Source organism: Kitasatospora sp. NPDC036755 (assembly GCF_040636595.1).
Classification (GTDB): Bacteria; Actinomycetota; Actinomycetes; order Streptomycetales; family Streptomycetaceae; genus Kitasatospora.
Genome location: NZ_JBEZUT010000187.1, coordinates 1 through 16,986 on the forward strand (window position 1 = coordinate 1; position 16,986 = coordinate 16,986).

Annotated in this window: 12 protein-coding genes; 4 read left to right on the plus strand and 8 right to left on the minus strand. The window is 75.4% G+C overall.

Annotated elements, in window-relative coordinates:
* Positions 1–256: 256 nt before the first annotated feature.
* Genes AB0E96_RS25325 through AB0E96_RS25335 form a run of 3 tightly spaced genes read right to left on the minus strand, consistent with a single transcriptional unit; the run spans position 257 to position 3,297 of the window.
* The gene (locus AB0E96_RS25325; RefSeq protein ID WP_359827579.1) at positions 257–1,057 is read right to left on the minus strand and encodes an ABC transporter ATP-binding protein; all 801 of its coding nucleotides are present in this window, start codon (positions 1,055–1,057) and stop codon (positions 257–259) included.
* Positions 1,054–2,142 carry an iron ABC transporter permease gene (locus AB0E96_RS25330; RefSeq protein ID WP_359827580.1) on the minus strand — a complete coding sequence of 363 codons (1,089 nt, stop codon included), beginning with the start codon at positions 2,140–2,142 and terminating at the stop codon, positions 1,054–1,056. The genes AB0E96_RS25325 and AB0E96_RS25330 overlap by 4 nt, the downstream gene beginning before the upstream one ends.
* A gap of 3 nt (positions 2,143–2,145) precedes the next feature.
* Positions 2,146–3,297 carry an ABC transporter substrate-binding protein gene (locus tag AB0E96_RS25335; RefSeq protein ID WP_359827581.1) on the minus strand — a complete coding sequence of 384 codons (1,152 nt, stop codon included), beginning with the start codon at positions 3,295–3,297 and terminating at the stop codon, positions 2,146–2,148.
* Positions 3,298–3,554: 257 nt separating this feature from the next.
* On the opposite strand from AB0E96_RS25335, the gene AB0E96_RS25340 reads away from it, so the two are divergent.
* Positions 3,555–4,373, plus strand: a complete 819-nt coding sequence (locus AB0E96_RS25340; RefSeq protein ID WP_359827582.1) for a helical backbone metal receptor — start codon at positions 3,555–3,557, stop codon at positions 4,371–4,373.
* A gap of 126 nt (positions 4,374–4,499) precedes the next feature.
* Here AB0E96_RS25340 and AB0E96_RS25345 read toward each other — a convergent pair whose 3' ends face one another.
* The 3 genes from AB0E96_RS25345 to AB0E96_RS25355 all read right to left on the minus strand — a co-directional run bounded on the left by AB0E96_RS25345 (position 4,500) and on the right by AB0E96_RS25355 (position 10,025).
* Positions 4,500–6,842 (minus strand): hypothetical protein, encoded by a 2,343-nt coding sequence (locus tag AB0E96_RS25345; RefSeq protein ID WP_359827583.1) that lies wholly within the window; start codon positions 6,840–6,842, stop codon positions 4,500–4,502.
* A gap of 300 nt (positions 6,843–7,142) precedes the next feature.
* Positions 7,143–8,714, minus strand: coding sequence for a lipase maturation factor family protein (locus AB0E96_RS25350; protein WP_359827584.1), 1,572 nt, complete (start codon positions 8,712–8,714; stop codon positions 7,143–7,145).
* A gap of 237 nt (positions 8,715–8,951) precedes the next feature.
* A complete protein-coding gene (locus AB0E96_RS25355; protein ID WP_359827585.1) occupies positions 8,952–10,025 on the minus strand; it encodes a GAF domain-containing protein in 1,074 nt (357 codons plus the stop codon).
* Positions 10,026–10,443: 418 nt separating this feature from the next.
* On the opposite strand from AB0E96_RS25355, the gene AB0E96_RS25360 reads away from it, so the two are divergent.
* On the plus strand, positions 10,444–11,715 hold the full coding sequence (locus tag AB0E96_RS25360; RefSeq protein ID WP_359827594.1) for an acyl-CoA dehydrogenase family protein: 1,272 nt from the start codon (positions 10,444–10,446) through the stop codon (positions 11,713–11,715).
* A 424-nt stretch (positions 11,716–12,139) separates the two neighbouring features.
* The gene (locus AB0E96_RS25365; RefSeq protein ID WP_359827587.1) at positions 12,140–13,891 is read left to right on the plus strand and encodes an ATP-binding protein; all 1,752 of its coding nucleotides are present in this window, start codon (positions 12,140–12,142) and stop codon (positions 13,889–13,891) included.
* Positions 13,892–13,967: 76 nt separating this feature from the next.
* Here AB0E96_RS25365 and AB0E96_RS25370 read toward each other — a convergent pair whose 3' ends face one another.
* Positions 13,968–14,426, minus strand: coding sequence for a MarR family transcriptional regulator (locus AB0E96_RS25370; RefSeq protein ID WP_359827589.1), 459 nt, complete (start codon positions 14,424–14,426; stop codon positions 13,968–13,970).
* Between the two features lie 124 nt (positions 14,427–14,550).
* Between AB0E96_RS25370 and AB0E96_RS25375 the strand changes: the two genes are divergently transcribed.
* On the plus strand, positions 14,551–15,180 hold the full coding sequence (locus AB0E96_RS25375; RefSeq protein WP_359827590.1) for a hypothetical protein: 630 nt from the start codon (positions 14,551–14,553) through the stop codon (positions 15,178–15,180).
* A 73-nt stretch (positions 15,181–15,253) separates the two neighbouring features.
* On the opposite strand, the gene AB0E96_RS25380 is transcribed toward AB0E96_RS25375, so the two are convergent.
* A partial coding sequence (locus AB0E96_RS25380) for a hypothetical protein (protein ID WP_359827592.1) occupies positions 15,254–16,986 on the minus strand: 1,733 nt, incomplete at its 5' end.

Sequence of the window (16,986 nt, forward strand, 5' to 3'; positions counted from 1 at the left end):
GAAGCGGACCTCCTCGAACGGTACGGCCAGGCGCAGTTCGGGCAGTCTGCGCAGGATGGTGCCGGGCCCCGCGCACACCCTCGCCCACACCCGCGCCCACACCCTCGCCCCGTCCCGCCGGGCGACGGAGTCCGACCGGCTCCCACCGTCACCCGGCGTCGAACGGACGGGGCTCGGAGGGGACGAGCTCGAAGGGGACGGGGTTCGGAGGGGACGGGCTCGAAGGGGACGGCAACCGGGGACTCATCGCCGCGAATCAGCGCTGCCGGGCAGCGGCCGGGTCCCCCGCCGGGGCGCGATGGTCGAAGGCGATCAGCGGATCGCCGGTGAGCGGGTGCTCGACCACGGCCGCCCGCACCCCGAAGACCTCCGCCAGGAGCCCGGGGCTCAGCACCTCACGCGGCGCACCGGAGGCCACCAGGGCACCGTCGTGCAGGACGTGCAGCCGGTCGCAGAGCGAGGCGGCCGCGTTGAGGTCGTGCAGGGCCACCAGGGTGGTGCGGCGTTGCTCCCGGAGCAGGGCGAGCAGCTCGACCTGGTGCCGGACGTCCAGGTGGTTGGTCGGCTCGTCCAGTACCAGGACGTCCGGCTGCTGGGCGAGTGCCCGGGCCAGCAGCACCCGTTGCCTTTCCCCGCCGGACAGTTGGGCGAACCGGCGGTCGGCGGCCTCGGCCATGCCGACCCGGTCCAACGCCTCGGCGGTGATCCGGCGGTCCTCGGCGTCATCGGCCGCGAAGGCCCGCTTGTAGGGCGTGCGGCCCATCGCGACCACCTCGCGGACGCTCAACTCGAAGTCCCCGCCGCGTTCCTGGGGCAGCGCCCCGATGTGCCGGGCGGACTGCTCCGGCCGCAGCTCCGCCAGGTCCCGCCCGGCCAGCAGGACTCGGCCGGCGCTGGGCCGCAGGTGCCGGTAGACGGTGCGCAGCAGGCTGGACTTGCCGCTGCCGTTGGGCCCGACCAGCCCGGCGATCTCCCCCTCCTCGGCGATCAGGTTGGCCCCGGCCAGCACCGTCCGGCCGGCCAGGGCGACGCTCAGGTCTTCGACGGCGATCCTCAACTGCGCTCCAGTCGTCGGTCCAGCAGGTAGAGCAGGGTGGGGGCGCCGAGGACGGCGGTGACCACGCCGATCGGCAGTTCCTGGCCGTCCAGGGCGGTGCGGGCCACGGTGTCGACGACGACCAGCAGCAGCGCCCCGGTGAGCGCGGACAGCGGCAGCAGTCGCCGGTGGTCGGCACCGACCAGCAGCCGGCACACGTGCGGCACCATCAGCCCGACGAAGCCGATCGCCCCGGAGACGGCGACCAGCACGCCGGTGAGCACGCTGGTGACGACGAAGACCTCGCGGCGCAGCCGGGCGACGTCCACGCCGAGCCCGGCGGCCGTCTCGTCGCCCATCAGCATCGCGTTGAGTCCCCGGGCGCGGGCCTGGAGCAGGGCCAGCCCGAGCGCCACCGCGACGGCGGGGACGGCGAGTTGGGCCCAGACGGCGCCACCCAGGCTGCCCATCAGCCAGAACAGCACGCCCCTGGTCTGCTGCTCGTCGCGGGTCTGCAGCACCAGGTAGCTGGTGAGGCCGCCGAGGAACTGGGCGATGCCGATGCCCGCGAGGACCAGGCGCAGCGGGGAGAAGCCGCCGCCGCGCCGGGCCATCAGCCAGACCAGCGAGAACGCGGCGAGCGCGCCGGCGAACGCCGCCAGGGAGACGGTGAGGCCGAGCGCGCTGCCGAAGGAGAGCTGGAGTCCGAGGGTGGTGCCGAGGACGATCGCGGCGACCGCGCCGAGCGAGGCGCCGGAGGAGATGCCGAGCAGGTAGGGGTCCGCGAGCGGGTTGCGGACCAGGGCCTGCACGGCGGTGCCGACCAGGCCGAGTCCGGCGCCCACCACGGCCGCCAACAGGGCGCGGGGCACGCGCAGTTGCCAGACGATGAGGTCGAGGGTGCCGGGTTCGGGGGCCCGGCCGGTGAGCCGGCGGACGACCACCGACCAGACCTCGCCGGGCGGGACGTCCACCGAGCCGAGCGAGACGGCGGCGGTCAGCGCGAGCACCAGGGCGGCGGCGAGGGCGGCGGCCAGCGGCCCGGCCCGCAGGGTGCGGGCCGGGCGGGCGTCGCCGCGCTCCTTCCGAACGGCGGCCGGTGCCACCGGCTACTGCCCGTTCCCGGCGGGGCCGGCGCCCTGGGTCGAGTCGGCACCCGCGGCCGGAGCGCCGCCCTGAGTCGGGGCGCCCTTGACCAGGTCCGGGTGGACGGTGGCGGCGATCTGCCGCACGGCGTCGGCGTTGCGCACCCCCGCGATGGTGGTCACCTCGGAGCCGAGCCGGACGAAGTGCCCCTCCTGGACGGCCTTCAGGCCCTGGGTCGCGGGGAAGCCCTTCAGAAAGGCCTCGGCTTCGTCGAAGGCCTTGCGGGTGGCCTCCTCGCTGCCCCGGTTGCGCACGGCCAGCTGGATCCAGTCCGGGTTCTTGGCGACCACGTCCTCCCAGGAGCCGGGCTTGAAGTCGGCGTCGCAGTCGGCGAACACGTTGCGCGCCCCCGCCTGGGTGATCACGGCGTTGGCGACCTGCCGGCCGCAGACCGCCACCGGCTGCTTGGTGCCGGCGTCGAAGTCGAAGACGAAGTAGCTCGGCCGCTGCCCCTCCGGAACGGCGGCGAGCGCGGTGCGGACCTCGCCGAGTTGCTTCTCCATCCCGGTGACCAGTTCTTCGGCCCGTGCGGTGGTGCCGGTGACGGCCCCGAGGCGACGGACGTCCTCCTCGATCCCGGCGAGGTCGGTGCGCGGCGCCTTGGCGGCCTTCGGCGTCCCGGCGCAGGCGGTGGAGAGCAGGTACACGTGCTGGATGCCGGCCGCCACGTACTCCTCCTCGCTCGGCCCGGTGGCGCCGCCGCCCATCATCGGCATCGCCCCGAAGGTGTCCACGTAGAGGTCGGCGCCGGAGCCGAGCAGCTTCTCCTTGGGTATGCCCTTCTCCCCGAGCACCGGCACCTTGGCGCCCTGGTCGGCGAGCGCGCCGGGCAGGGTGCCCTTGCCAGGCGGGAAGCCGGTACCGATCACCCGCTCCCCCGCGCCGAGCTGCAGCAGCAGCTCCAGGCTCGCGGCGTTGCTGGTGACGATCCTGGCAGGAGCCTGGGCGATGGTGGTCTCCTTGCCCGCGCAGTCGGCGACCTTGACGGGGAATCCACCGCCCTGGCCGGCCCGGACGCTGACGGGGGCGCTCGCCCCGCCCCCGGAACCGCTTCCGCAGGCCGTGGCGAACAGGGCGACGGCGGCCGCGATTCCGCAGACGACGCGAGGGCGCATGACAACTCTCCTGGTCGGTGGTGGTGCTCGGTGACGGCACCAGATGGTCGTGCCGGGGCCCATGCTGCGGACCCGGACCAGGTAGTCGGACGGCCCGGGCGTCGGGTTCCCCGCGATCCGCGACCGGTCCCCGTCCGCGCCTGCCCGTCCGCGCCTGCCCGTCCGCGCCTACCCGTCCGCGCACACCCGTCCGCGCACACCCGTCCGCGCGTCGTCCGCGCGCCCCCGCGCCGAGGAGCCGGACGTAGGCTGGTCGGATGGCCGACCCCACCGCCCCGCGCGACGACCTCGACCTCCCCGTCCGGCTCGGGCCGCGCCCGCCCCGCCGGGTGGTCTCGCTGGTGCCCTCGCTGACCGAGGCGGTCGCCGCCACCGCGCCCGGTCTGCTGGTCGGCGCCACGGACTGGTGCACCCACCCCGCCGAACTGGCCGTCACCCGGATCGGCGGCACCAAGAACCCGGACGTCCCGCGCATCCTCGCGCTCGCCCCGGACCTCGTCCTCGCCAACGACGAGGAGAACCGGCGCCCCGACCTGGACGCGCTGCGGGCGGCCGGCGTGCCTGTCTGGGTCACCGACATCCGCACCCTGGACGACGCCTTCCGCTCCCTGGACCGGCTGCTCACCACCGCCTGCGGGCTGCCCCGGCCGGCCTGGCTGGACGAGGCGGAGGCCGCCTGGGCCGGCGTCGGGGGCGGCGGCACACCGGCGGAGTCCGACGGCCCGCGGACCGTCGTACCGATCTGGCGGCGCCCATGGATGGTCCTCGGCCGCGACACCTTCGCCGGGGACCTGCTGCGCCGCCTGGGCCCACGGCTCGTCCACGCCGACCACCCCGAGCGCTACCCGGCCGTCCCGCTGCCCGAACTGCTCGCCTGCCGACCGGAGTTGGTCGTCCTGCCCGACGAGCCGTACCGCTTCACCGCCGAGGACGGCCCGGAGTCGTTCCCGGGCACACCCGCGGCACTCGTCAGCGGACGGCACCTGACCTGGTACGGGCCCTCACTGGTGACCGCCCCCGCCGTGCTGCGGCGGGCACTCGACCGTCCGATCGGGCCGACCCGCCCGGACGCCTGACGACGGCCCCGAAGGAAGCAACCTCGCGGAGACGCCCGTCGGCGGACGGGACCGGCGACGCACAACGGCCGGGCCCGGGACGCACGTACGCGTTCCGGGCCCGGCCGTTGTGCGGGTCGTCAGGTGTCAGCCGCGCGCGGCGGCGACGGCGGCGCCCAGCGCCTCCTTGATCCGGGGGCCGAGGCGGGCGAAGCCCAGCTCCTTCATGGCCGCCCGCAGCAGCTCCTCGTCCGTCCGCCCGGTGCCGTCGCCGTCCACCCAGCGCACGACGGAGAGCAGCTCGTCGGCGGAGTAGGCGGTCACGGGGCGACCGGGCGTGAAGTCCGGCTTCGCGGGACGGGCCTCGGCCACCGGCTCGGCGGCGACCGGCTCGGGCTCGACGGCGACGGGCTCCGCCACCTCTGCGGCGGCGACCTCGGGCTCGGGCTCGACGGCGCTCTTCTCGACCACGCTCTCGGGCCCGGTCTCGGTCTCGGTCTCGGCAGCCTCCACGGCGACCTCGGCCTCGACCACCGGCGCGGCCTCAACCTCAGCGGCGACCTTCTCAGCCTCGACGGCGGGCTCCGCGACGACAGCCTCGGGCACGGCCTCGGCCTCGACCACCGGCTCGACCTCGGCCACCGGCTCCTCGACCTCGACCTCGGCCTCGGTCTCCGTGACGATCTCCTCAGCCTCGACGGCGGGCTCCGCCACGACGGCCTCGGCCACCGGCTCAGCCTCGCTCTCAGCCTCGGTCTCGACCGCAACCTCCGCCGCAACCTCGGCAGCGGGCTCAGCAACCTCGGCCACCGGCTCCTCGGTCGTCGCCTCGACCTCGATCTCGACGGTCTCCATGGCGACCTCGGCCTCGACCGACTCCGCCACAACGGCCTCGGGCTCGGCCTCGGCAACGGGCTCGGCAGCCTCGACCGCGGGCTCCTCGGCCTCGGTCGCCTCGGCGACCAGGGCGGCCTCCGGCTCCACCTCCGCCGCCGGCTGCTCATCCGCGGCCTCGGGCTCGGCCAGGGCTGCGGTCGCGGCGGCCACCAGGTCGTCGGCCGCCGGGGAGGGCGCCGGAAGGGAGACGACCGCGGCCGGCGTCTCCTCCGTGGTCTGCGCCGCCGCCGGCTCGTCCGCCGTGGCACTGGCGTTCGCCGTCGGCTCGGCCTCAATCTCGGTCTCGACCTCGGTCTCGTCCTCCGAAACCACCGCGGCGGCCGCAGCGGTCTCGGTGGTCTCGGTGGTCTCCTCCGCCGGAGCCGTCACCGCGGCCGGGGCCTCCTCCACGAGGCCGTCCCGCTGCCCGCCCGCCAGCGCCTGAAGGGCAGCCGCCTCGGCGTCGGCCCGGTCGGCCGTCCCGTCCGTCCCGGACCGCTCGGCGGCAGCCTCCTCGGTACCGGCCTCACCCTCAACCTCGGCAGGGGCCTCGACGGCGGTCTCGACCGCAACCTCGGCGACGTCCGCGGCGACGTCCGCCGCCGCGTCCTCGGTACCGGTCTGCGCCTCGGCCGCCGCCTCGTCCACGGCGGCGGTCTTCTCCGCCAGCCCGTCCCGCTGCCCGCCCGCCAGCGCCTGGCGGGCCGCGTACGCGGCCTCGGCGGCGCGGCGGTCGGCCTTGGAAGCGGTGAGTTCGGCGAGCAGGTCGGCGAGGCCGGCTTCCTCCAGGCCGACGCGCAGGCCGCGGATGGTGGGCAGGCGGTAGAGGGTGCCCTCGTCGGCGGCGAGGCGCTCGACCAGGTCGATCAGCTCGGCGAAGGGCAGCGCGTCCAGGTCGTGGTCGGGCAGCAGGCGGGCGAGGCCGCGCAGGCCGGTGTTGATCGTCTCGAAGGCCTGGGCGGTGCGGTCGACCAGGGCGCCGTCGGAGGGGACCCGCGGGAGGGTGCCGACCGGGGCGAGCGCGGCCCAGGCCCGGCGCTCGATCTCGGCGGAGGTGAGGGCCTCGTGCAGGTCCTCCCGGCGGATGCGGCGGTCGGTGGCGAGCGCGACGGCCTGCTTGCGCAGCGAGCGGCCGCGCAGCCAGGACAGCTTGACGCCGTTCTCGCGGCGCCAGGTGCTGTCGGCGGTGGCGGCGGCGAGGGCGTTGAGGTCGGCGTCGTACGCGGCGGGGAAGAGGGCCGCGGAGGTGCGGTGCACCCGCTGGAGCATCTCGACCAGCAGCGCGGTCTTGGCGACGGTGTCGGGCTCTTCGAGCTTGACGTCGGCGGCCAGCGCGGTCACGGTCTCCCAGGTCTGCTGGAGGTCGCTGCCGCGCAGTTCGGCGAGGGCCGTGGAGGCGGCGCGGGCGTCCTCGGGAGTGGCGACGGTGTCGACGGCCGCGTACCAGGCGTGGGTCTCGGCGGTGAGCGTGAAGGCCCCGAGTTCGGCGTAGCGGCCGAGGTCCTCGCGGAGGTCGGGCTCCGCGGCGGCGTCCTGGGGGTCCTTGACGTCTGCGGCGTCGGCGACGTCCGCCGGGTCGGCTGCGTCGGCGTTGCGCGAGTGAAGCACTGTCATGTGAGGTCCGGTTCTGGGCGACGACGGCGGGGCTGGCGGCGAGGGGGCGGCGGACCGGGTGCGCGGAGTCGCCCCTGGGGTGGGGCTAGGGGGCGCGCGGTCGGGCTGCCGGGTGTGGACGCCCAGAATACGGGTGCCCGTTCGAGCCTTGCACGCACCCACCGCGCCGACGGCGGGTGTCGTGTGCCATACCGCCCGCCTGGCCGCCACCCGGGCGGGCCGGACGGGTGGTCCGGCGTTGGTCCGGACGGGTGTCACCGCTGCTCGGGTGCTCCCCGCGGCGGGTCCGGGCGCCGGTGCTCATGCGGGTCCCCCGCCGGGTGCGCCGGACGGCCCCGACGGGCGGTCGGGCCGCCGGCCGGGTCGGCGGAACCGCTCCAGTGGCACCTCGCGGACTCCCCGTCCCCGTGCCGGGCCGGGCCGGCCGAGCGGCGGCCGGTACCCGGCCCGGCCGAGGGCCGGCAGATCGACCGGCGCGAGGTACTCGCTGAGCGCGGTGCGGTGCCACCACGCGCCGGTCTTCCGCAGTTCGCGCCAATCGGTGAACCGGTAGAGGTAGAGGGTCGCCCGGACGTGGGTCGGCGGGGCGTGCGGGAACGGGTTGTGGCGCAGCAGGCGCAGGGTGGCCCGGTCCCCGGTCAGCAGGCGGGCGACGAAGGGCAGGAACCAGGGGCGGGCGTAGCCGGGCGAGATGCCGGCGAACCACATCAGCCAGTCGAGCCGCAGGTGGTAGGGCGCGAACTGGCGCGGGAGCCGGCGCACGTCGCCGGGCTTGCCCTTGAAGCCGTACTCGCGCCAGACGGTGTGCGGGGTGAGCACCGCCTCGTCGGTGCCCTCGACCACCACCTCCTGGCGGAGCCGGTTGACGCTGCCGAAGGCGCCGTAGGTGTTGACGAGGTGCAGCCGGTTGAAGGAGCGGTTCATGGCCTGGCCGCGGGAGACCATGTTGCGCACCGGCCAGTAGCTGAGCACCGTGACGGCGGCGGTCAGCGCGATCACCAGCGCCTCGTACCAGACCGGTGCGCCGGGGTACGCGCGGGCGTGGACGGGCAGGCCGAGCCGGGCCGGCTGCACGGCGGCGAGGGCGAGGGCGATCGTCAGCCAGTTGAGCCAGGCGAAGTTGCCGGAGGCGACCAGCCAGAGCTGGGTGGCGATGACGGCGCAGGCCGCGTAGCTCGCGATCGGCTGGGGCAGCAGCAGGCCCACCGGTACGACGAGTTGGACGACGTGGTTGACGGCGGCCTCGACCCGGTGCAGCGGGGCGGGCAGGTGGTGGAAGAACCAGCTGAGCGGTCCGGGCATCGGCTGGGTCTCGTGGTGGTACCGGAGGCAGGTCAGGTCGCGCCAGCAGCTGTCGCCGCGCAGTTTGATCAGTCCGGCGCCGAACTCGACGCGGAAGGCGAGCCACCGCATCAGCCACAGGACCGGAGTGGGCGGGGCGGTGTCGGCGTTGCCCAGGAACGCGGCCAGGAAGCCGGCTTCGAGCAGCAGGGACTCCCATCCGAAGGAGTACCAGGTCTGTCCGACGTTGACGATGGAGAGGTACAGGATCCAGAGCGCCGCCCACGGCAGGACGGACGCCCAGAGCGGGACGGCGTCGACGAGTCCGGCCGCCACGGCGGCGGCGAGGGCGGCGCCGCTCCAGGCGACGGCGGCGAAGAACCGGTCGCTGTAGTGGAGGTGGAACAGGCCGGGTGACCGGCGGAACGGGACCCTGGCGGTGAAGCGGGGCACCGGCAGCATGCCGTCGGCACCGATCAGGGCGCGGAACTGCGCGGCGGCGGCCAGGAATCCGATCAGGTACAGGGTGGCGAGCAGGCGTTGGACGAGCAGCCGGCTCAGCCAGTAGTCGGGGGCGGCGAACCAGTCCATGCGGCCCATGCCTACCATCCGGCACCCCGGGTGCGGGCCTGGTCGGGACGGCGGAGCGGGGGCGGTTCACCCACTCGGCCGGGACGGCGGACTCCTGGCGGGCACCCGGCGGTCCCCTGGTGGCCCCCGGTGGCTCCCGGCGAACTCCCGGCCCCGGGCGGCATCGTCGTGGCGGGGTCCTCTCCACGGGGTGAGAGGCGCCCCGCCACGGCGGTGGCGGTCCGCACCGGCCGGGGTTCAGCGGGGCAGGCCGGGACCGGCCTCACCGGTGACGGCCGGGCGGCCGGGCGACGGGGCGCCGCTCTGCTGGAGCCGGTCGACGAGCAGGGCGGCCAGCGTGCCGAGTTCCTCCTCGGTGCGGGACCGCGCGGTGATGTCCATGCCGACGGTGAGGACGCCGTTGATCCGGCCGGTGAGCGCGGCCCGCAGCGGGGTGCAGGTGAAGCTGAAGACCTGCCGGCCGCGCTGGGCGTCCGGGCGGGCGGCCTGCAGCCGGACCTCGTCGAGGACGGCGGTGCGGCCGGTGCGGTACGCCTCCACGACGGTCTGTTCCAGGCCCGCCGCGCCGAGCTGCGGGTACGCGGCGCCGATCGTCCCGCAAGCCGTCGGCGCGCCGAAGGTGTCGGTGTGCTGGGCGTTGGCGTAGCGGATCTCCTGGTCCGGGCCCTCGGTGAGCATGATGGGGAACGGCGAGCCGTCGAAGGCGGCGAACATCTCCTGGCGCTGGGCGAGCAGGCTGTCGCGCAGCCGGATCTCGGAGAGCAGCGCCTCGGCGAGGTGCTGGATGTCGCGCAGCCGTTCGCGCCCCCACTGCCGGGGCTCCCGGTCGAGGACGCAGACGGTGCCGATGACGGTGTTGGTGTCGTCGACGAGCGGGGCGCCGAGGTAGGCGCGGACGCCGAGTTCGTCCACCACCGGGTTCCCGGCGAACCGGGGGTAGGCGAGGATGTCGTCGAGGGCGAGGGGGGAGCGCTGGGCGACCACGTGGGGACAGAATCCGTGGCTCAGCGGCATCTCCCGGGTGGGGAGGTCGAAGGCGATGCCGCGGTCCGCCCAGGACGATCCGTCCTCGGCCGTGGCGTCGGCCGAACTTGGCGGGATGTAGAGCCCCCGGAACATCTGGCGCTCGTCATTGATGAAGTTGACCATCGCGATGGGAGCGCGCGTGATACTGGCTGCCAGGTGGGCGAAGCGGTCGAAGGCCTCGTCCGCGGACGGGTCGTTGAGCCCAAGGCCGCGCAGCCTGCGGGTTCGCGCGGACTCCCCGGAGGCACCCGGGAACTGGCCTTGAGTGCTCATCACATCTGTCATGGCGCACATGTAACCAGACATCAGAACGCCCGGGCGGCTCCGATCGACCGTTCTTCAGCCTTGCCGATGGCCCGTCAAAACCGCATGTGAACGACTGGTCGACGGACCGTCACGGAAGCGAAGTTCAATGCCCGTCCGGGGTCGTGGCGAAACCCCTCCCGGCGGGGACGGGCCGAATCGCGCCAATCCAAGATCGACTCTGGGCTGCCCCGGTACCCCATACAACAATGAGCCCTGCCGAAGACACGGACGGTTCCCGCCACCGGGACACCGCCCGGGGACGCATGCGCCGATCGCACCGGGGCGACCGGCCGACACTCCCGCACACCCACCGCCCCCCGTGGGGATCGCCGGAGCGGCATCGACGGCACGGACGGAGGCACGGCACCACACGCATCGAGAGGACCGGAGCATGGCGATGGACTACTTCACCGACGACCGTCACGAGGGCCTTCGGGCCGAAGTCCGTGACTTCGCGGAGAAGGAGGTGCGTCCGCGGGTGGCCAGGATGGAGGCCGAGCGGAAGATCGAGTTCGAGCTGGCCCGGGAGATCGGCCGCCAGGGCTGGATCGGTGTGACGATCCCGCGGGAGTTCGGCGGCCTCGGCCTGGGGCACGTCGCCAAGACCGTGATCATCGAGGAGCTGGCCCGGGTGAGCGGGGCCGCGGGCTCGATCGCCCAGGCCTCCCAGCTGGGCGTGGCCAAGGTGCTCCACTACGGCTCCCAGGCGCAACGCCGCAAGTGGCTGCCGAAGTTCGCCTCCGGGGAGTGCCTGCCGACCATCGCCGTCACCGAGCCGGAGTCCGGCGGCCACGTGCTCGGGATGACCGGCACCGCGGTCCGCGACGGCGACGAGTACGTGCTCAACGGCCGCAAGTGGTTCGTCGGCAACTCCCACATCGGGGACGTGCACGGCGTGGTCCTGCGCACCGGCCAGGGCAGCCGGGGACTGTCCGCCTTCCTGGTCGAGAGCGACCGCCCCGGGTTCCGCACCGGCTCCCCCGGGTCCCAGAGCGGGCTGCACGGCTTCTCCTTCGGCGAGATCCTCCTGGAGGACTGCCGCGTCCCGGCCGGCAACCGGCTCGGCCGCGAGGGGCAGGGACTGGACGTCGCCTACTCCTCCTCCACCCTCTACGGCCGGATCAACCTCGCCGCCGTCGGGCTCGGCATCCACACCGCGATCGTCGAGGACACCGTCCGGTTCGCCGAGGGGCGCGTCCTGTACGGCCAGCCGATCAATCAACTACCGAACATCATGCTCAAGTTGGGCGAGATGCAGTCCCGGCTGATGACCGCCAGGCTGGCCGCCTACCACGCCTCCCACCTGCTCGACCTCGGCCGCGCCTGCGACGCCGAGCTGATGAACGCCAAGCTCATCAACACCGAGTACGCGCTGGACTCCGCCCGCAACGCCATGGAGATCCACGCCGCCCGCGGCCTCCAGCCCGAGTTCGGCATCGAGCGCTACCTGCGGGACGCCACCCACGTCTACCCGCCGGCCGGCACCTCGGACGTCCAGCGGCTGCGGCTCGGGCAGGTCGCCTCGGGCACGTACGGCAAGCAGTGGTCCGCGGAGCTGTCCGAGCTGACCAGCTGGGCCTGGAGCGAACTCGTCGCCCAGCGAGGGGCCCCGGTGGAGAAGCCGCCAGGCCGGGGCGGACGGGTGCTGCCGATGCCGCTCGCGGGCTGAGACCGGGCCGGGGCCCCGTCCGCGACCCGCGTCGATTGACCTGTTCCTGCCGGATTCCCCGGAGGCCGCCCACGCCCTCCGGGGGCCGCGGGCCCGACCCGTCCGACGGCCGTGAGCTGCGGGATCGCCCCGACCGGCGCCCCGCCCCGCGCCCCGCTCCGACGCCACCACCCCTTCGTTCCCGGCCAGTTGATGTTGCGCCGACGACGCCCGGGGCTGATAGCGTCAGGCCGTCGGCGGCCGTGCCCCACCCGGCCGGGCCGGTGGCAGCGCGTCACCGGATCCGGCGGTCCCGGCCCCGACCCCGCAGGACTCCCTGAAGCCCGGCCGCACCGTCTTCGGGACCGCCCCGCAGCTCCGCTCGGACCGCCGGTCCGACCGGCGGGTCCCGGTCCCACGACCCGGCCCTGCAGCAAGGAACCAGATGCCAGGCATATCGGCCCACCGCACGGGCCACCGCGCCGGCCGGTCCGGCTCGCTCCGCAGCCCGCTCCTCGGCCTCGTGCTGCTCCCCAGCCTGGGCCTCGCCGCCGCCTGGGGGTACGCCGCCTACCTGCTGCGCGACTCCGGACAGCGCACCGAACTGCTGGCCGGCAGCGCGGCCGTCGCCGCGGTGGTGCTGATCAGCCTGTTCCGCGGCGTCCGGACCGCCTGGACGCTGTCCGCACGGCTCTCCGAACTGCGGGCCGACACCGTCGCGCTCGCCCGGCAGGAGATCCCCGACGTGGTCGAGCGGCTGCGCGCCGGGGAACAGGTGCCCGCCCCGCCCGCCTGGGCGCCGCGTCGGCGGGCCGGCGACGACCTCCAGCAGGCCGCGGAGGGCCTCGCCGCCGTCCGCCAGGCCGCCGTCGCCGCCATCGTCCACCAGGCCCAGGGGCGCGAGGGGACGAAGAAGGTCTTCCTCAACATCGCCCGGCGCACCCAGATCCTGATCCACCGGCAGATCAGCATGCTGGACGCGCTGGAGCGCGAGCACGAGGACCCGGAGCTGCTGCGCGAACTGTTCGCCGTCGACCACCTGGCGACCCGGATGCGGCGCAACGCCGAGAACCTGGTCATCCTCGGCGGCGCCCTGCCCGCCCGGCGCTGGCGCAACGCCGTACCCGTGGTCAACGTGCTGCGCAGCGCCGTCTCGGAGACGGAGAACTACTCCCGGGTCGTCGTCCGGGGCGTGCCGCGCGTCTCCCTGCGCGGGGAGGCCGTCGCCGACGTCATCCACCTGGTCGCCGAGCTGATCGAGAACGGCACCACCTTCTCCCCGCCGTACACCCAGGTGCAGATCTCCGCGCAGGAGGTCACCGAGGGCCTGGCGGTCGAGGTCGAGGACCGCGGGCTCGGCATGACCGAGGACGAGTACCGGCGGCTCAACGCGTACCTGGCCGACCCGCCCGAGCTGGACGTCTCCGCGCTCGGCGACGACCTGCGGCTCGGCCTGTTCGTCGTCGCGCGCCTGGCCGCCCGGCACGACGTCCTGGTCTCCCTGCGGCCGTCCCCGTACGGCGGCACCCGGGCCCTGGTGACGGTGCCCTCGGCACTGCTGGAGCAGGCCGCGCCGCCGAGCGGGGAGGTGCCCGGGCTGCCCTCCGGGGCCCGGATCACCCGGGCTCCGGGGGGCGAGGCGGGGGTTGGCGGCGGCTCCGGTGCCGGGACCGGTGGTGGCTCCGGGGCCGGGGGCGGTGGTGGCTCCGGGACCGGGACCGGGGGCGGGGGCGGTCTGGTCGGGCTCGGGCAGGAGCCGGCGGGCGCGGTGGCCGGAGGGCTTCCCGGGCTGTCGGCCGGGAGCCCGGGGGCTCCGGGGCCGTTCGGCGCGCCGGGGGCTCCGGCCGTCCCCTACGGCGCGGACGGCCCCTACGGCGCGGACGGCCCGGACGACGTGGCCGACGTGGCCGGTGCGGGCGGCTTGGGCGACCCGGGCGGCTCGGACGGCGTGGGCGAGGCCGGGGCGGGCGCCACGGGGCTCGGCGGCGCCGGGGAGGCCCTCCGCGCCGAGGCACCTGCCAACGGGGGCCTGGCGGTCGGCGCCGAGATCCCCGGCTTGCCCGGCGCGGTGGTGGTGCCCCGGCCCGTGCTGCCGCGCATGTACGACCTGTCCGGCAGCCCCTCCGCGGACCACGGCACCACGGGGCTGCCCGCCGGCCGCACCGACGGTGTCACGGGCGACGGGAGGCAGCGGTGAGCGCCGTGCGGGGCTCGGGCCCGGCTGCCCCTGACGGTCCCGGCGTGGGTATCAGGCGTGGATCCGGGCGCGGGTATCAGGCGTTGGCGTGGACCGGGTGGAGGTCGGCGAGCGATTCCACCAGCGGAGCCAGCTCGGGGACCTCGGTGGCCTCCGTGAGCGTCGCCTCCAGGGTGGCGTCGTGCACCGGGCGGGCGGCGGTCAGCAGCTCGCGGCCCTCGGGCGTCAGCTCGGTGTAGATGCCCCGCCGGTCCTCCGCGCAGAGGAAGCGGCTGAGCAGGCCCCGGTCCTCCAGGCGGCTCACCAGTCGGGTGGTCGCGCTGCTGCTCAGCGCCGCGGCTCGGGCCAGCTGCTGCATCCGCATGTGCCAGCCGTCCTGGCGGGAGAGCGCCTCCAGCACCGTGTACTCGACCACCGAGAGCTTGAACTCGGCCTGGAGCGACTTCTCCAGCGCGGTGTCGATCATTCCGTGCAGCGCGGCGAGCGTCCGCCAGCCACGGGCCCGGATCTCGGCCGCATCGTCGCGGATTCCCATGACTCGCCCACTCTTCCGTCGCGCCGCTCACGTCTCCCCTCCGACAAGTATGCCAGTCGGCGCGGAATATCAGTCTGTGCAAATAGTTCGCCGTCCGGTCCGGACGACTGCGAGGATCCTCGGCATGACCCCGCCCCTCGACGACCATGACGACTCCGACCCCTTCGCCGGGCTCGGCGATCCCGTCCTGACCACCGAGGACGAGCGGCGCCGCCTGTTCGCCGTGGCCGGAGCGCACGAGTACGACGAGGCCAGGACGGTCGGCGTCTTCCACGTCACCGACCGCGCCCGCCGTCGACGGCTCCTGACGTCCCAGTACCCCGTGCACGCCATGGCCTTCCACCCGGCCCTCCCCCTGCTCGCCGTGGGATCCGGCGAGTACGACGGCGGCTACCACTTCGAGGGCGAACTCCTGCTCCTGAACCTGGAGACCGGCACCGCCGTGTCGCTCATCGAGGGCCACTTCGGCCGCCAGGTCCTCGGCCTGGAGTGGTTGGACGACCAGGGCCTTCGCATCCTGATGGCGCCGCCCGACGACTGGAAGGACCGCGCGGCCCACGTGGAGGGACACGTCGCGGTGGTACGCCGCTCCGACTGGGCCGCGGTCGCGGCCAAGTCACTCACGGGGCCCGACCTCGCCGGACCTCGCATACCCGCGCCCCGCCCGGACCAGCGCGAAGCCGCCCGGAAGGCGGTCGCCCGCCTGAGGGCGCCGAGCGCACGCCGGCACGGGACCGACGGAACGCACCGGTGAGGACCGGCCGACGTCCGGGCCACCGGGCGGGGCACTCGGTTCCACGGGCCACGGAAGGGCGCCGGAAGACTCCTCACCCCTCCCCGGACCAGGCCGCCGCGCACAGCGCCGTGGCCAGTTCCTCGGTGTAGGAGGCGGCGGCCAACCAGGCGGTGGCGAAGGCCTCGTGGTCGTCCGTGACGATCCGGCCGAAGACGTCACGCCGGCGGTCGGCCGCCGCGGCCCGCAGGCCGTCGAGGAGCTCGGCGGCGGTGGCCAGCCCGGCGGCGCGCAGCAGAGCCCGGTCGGCCGCCGCCGAGGCCTCGCTCGGGGCGAGGGCGTGCCGGCCGGTGGTGACCGTCTGCTCGACCCGGCGGCCGAGCACATGGACGGGCGGGCCGTACGGCGCCGGGGCCGCCGACTGCTCCGCCGACGGGGCCGTCACCGGGTCCGTCACCGCGTCCGCCCGGTCGGATCCGGTGACGGAGGCCGCGGCGGGCACCGCGAGGTCGGCGGTCTGGAGGCGTTCCAGGCCGACGCTGACCCGGCCCGCCCGGTCCGTGGGCAGGGCGAGCGGATCGGGAGCGGCCGGAGGCGTACCGATCGCGAGCAGGAGCAGCTCCGGGCGGTCGGCGCGCTCCAGGCGACCGATCACCCCCAGCCGCAGGCCGGGCGCGGTGGCGAGCAGCGCGAGGTTCGCCCGGAACGGCAGGTCTGGGTGCTCGTGCGCCGGGCGCAGGACGATCACCGGACCGCCCGGACCGTCAGGAGCGCCAGGAGCGCCCGGAGCGCCCGGACCGCCAGGACCACCCGATCCGCGGTCCGGCCCCTCCGGGCCGCCCTGCGCCGCGGCCCGCGCCAGCAGCTGCGGCGTCCCGCCCGGGCCGGTGGGGGCCGTGCCCAGCACGGTGACGTCAAGGAACAGCAGGTCGCTCCCGGCCGGGCGGCTCTCGTACGGCAGTTCCCGCGCCGCGAGCGCCCGGGCGATCTGGGCGGTCAGCGGTTCGGACCAGAGCCGGGCGGCCGGCCCGTCCGTCCACGCCGTGCCCGCCGCACGGACGGCCCGCACCGAGGCGCCGGAGCCCAATCGGCCGCCGGTGGACCTGGTCGCGCCCTGGACGACCAGCCCGGCGCGGCTGAACTCGCGGTGGCTGAGCGCGGTGTCGCCCAGCCTGACCGTCCGGTTGCCCGCACCGACCGCCTGCGGGGCGGCGGCCGCCGCGTCGTCGTGCGGCATCACCTCGGCGATCGTGCTGAGGCGCCCGTCGGCGTCCACCGCCCAGCTGACCGCGCCCGCGTGGGTGGCCGTCAGCACCGGCTCGGCGAACAGGCCGTAGAGCCGCAGGCCGCCCTCCTCACGGTAGGCCTGGCGCGCCGTGCCGCGCAGTTCGGCGACCGGGGCCGCGCCGGCCGTCAGCTCGGTGGTGAGGCCCAGCAGTTCCCGCAGGCCCGCCACCAGGTCCACCAGCCGGTGGTCGGGCGCACCGGAGCGTGCCGCCCGGAGCTTGGTCGCGACGGTGACGGCCGCCGCGGCCGGGCGGTACAGGCCCGCGAGCCTCGCCCGGTGGGCCGCACGCAGCAGTTCCGCCTGGGAGACCGCCCCCGCCCCGCCGACCCCGGCGGCCAGGACCGCGGACGCGGCCCGGTGGAGGTGGTGGACGGCGGCGAGTTCGGCCCCGGTGAGCGGGTCGGCGGCCAACCCGGCGGCCAACCCGGCGGCCGACCCGGCGGCCGCGCCGTCCTCGACGCCGTCCGGGTCCTCCTCGGGCTCCTCCCCCGCACACAACGAGAGCACGGCTGCCCCGTACTTGTCCAGCTTCATGACCC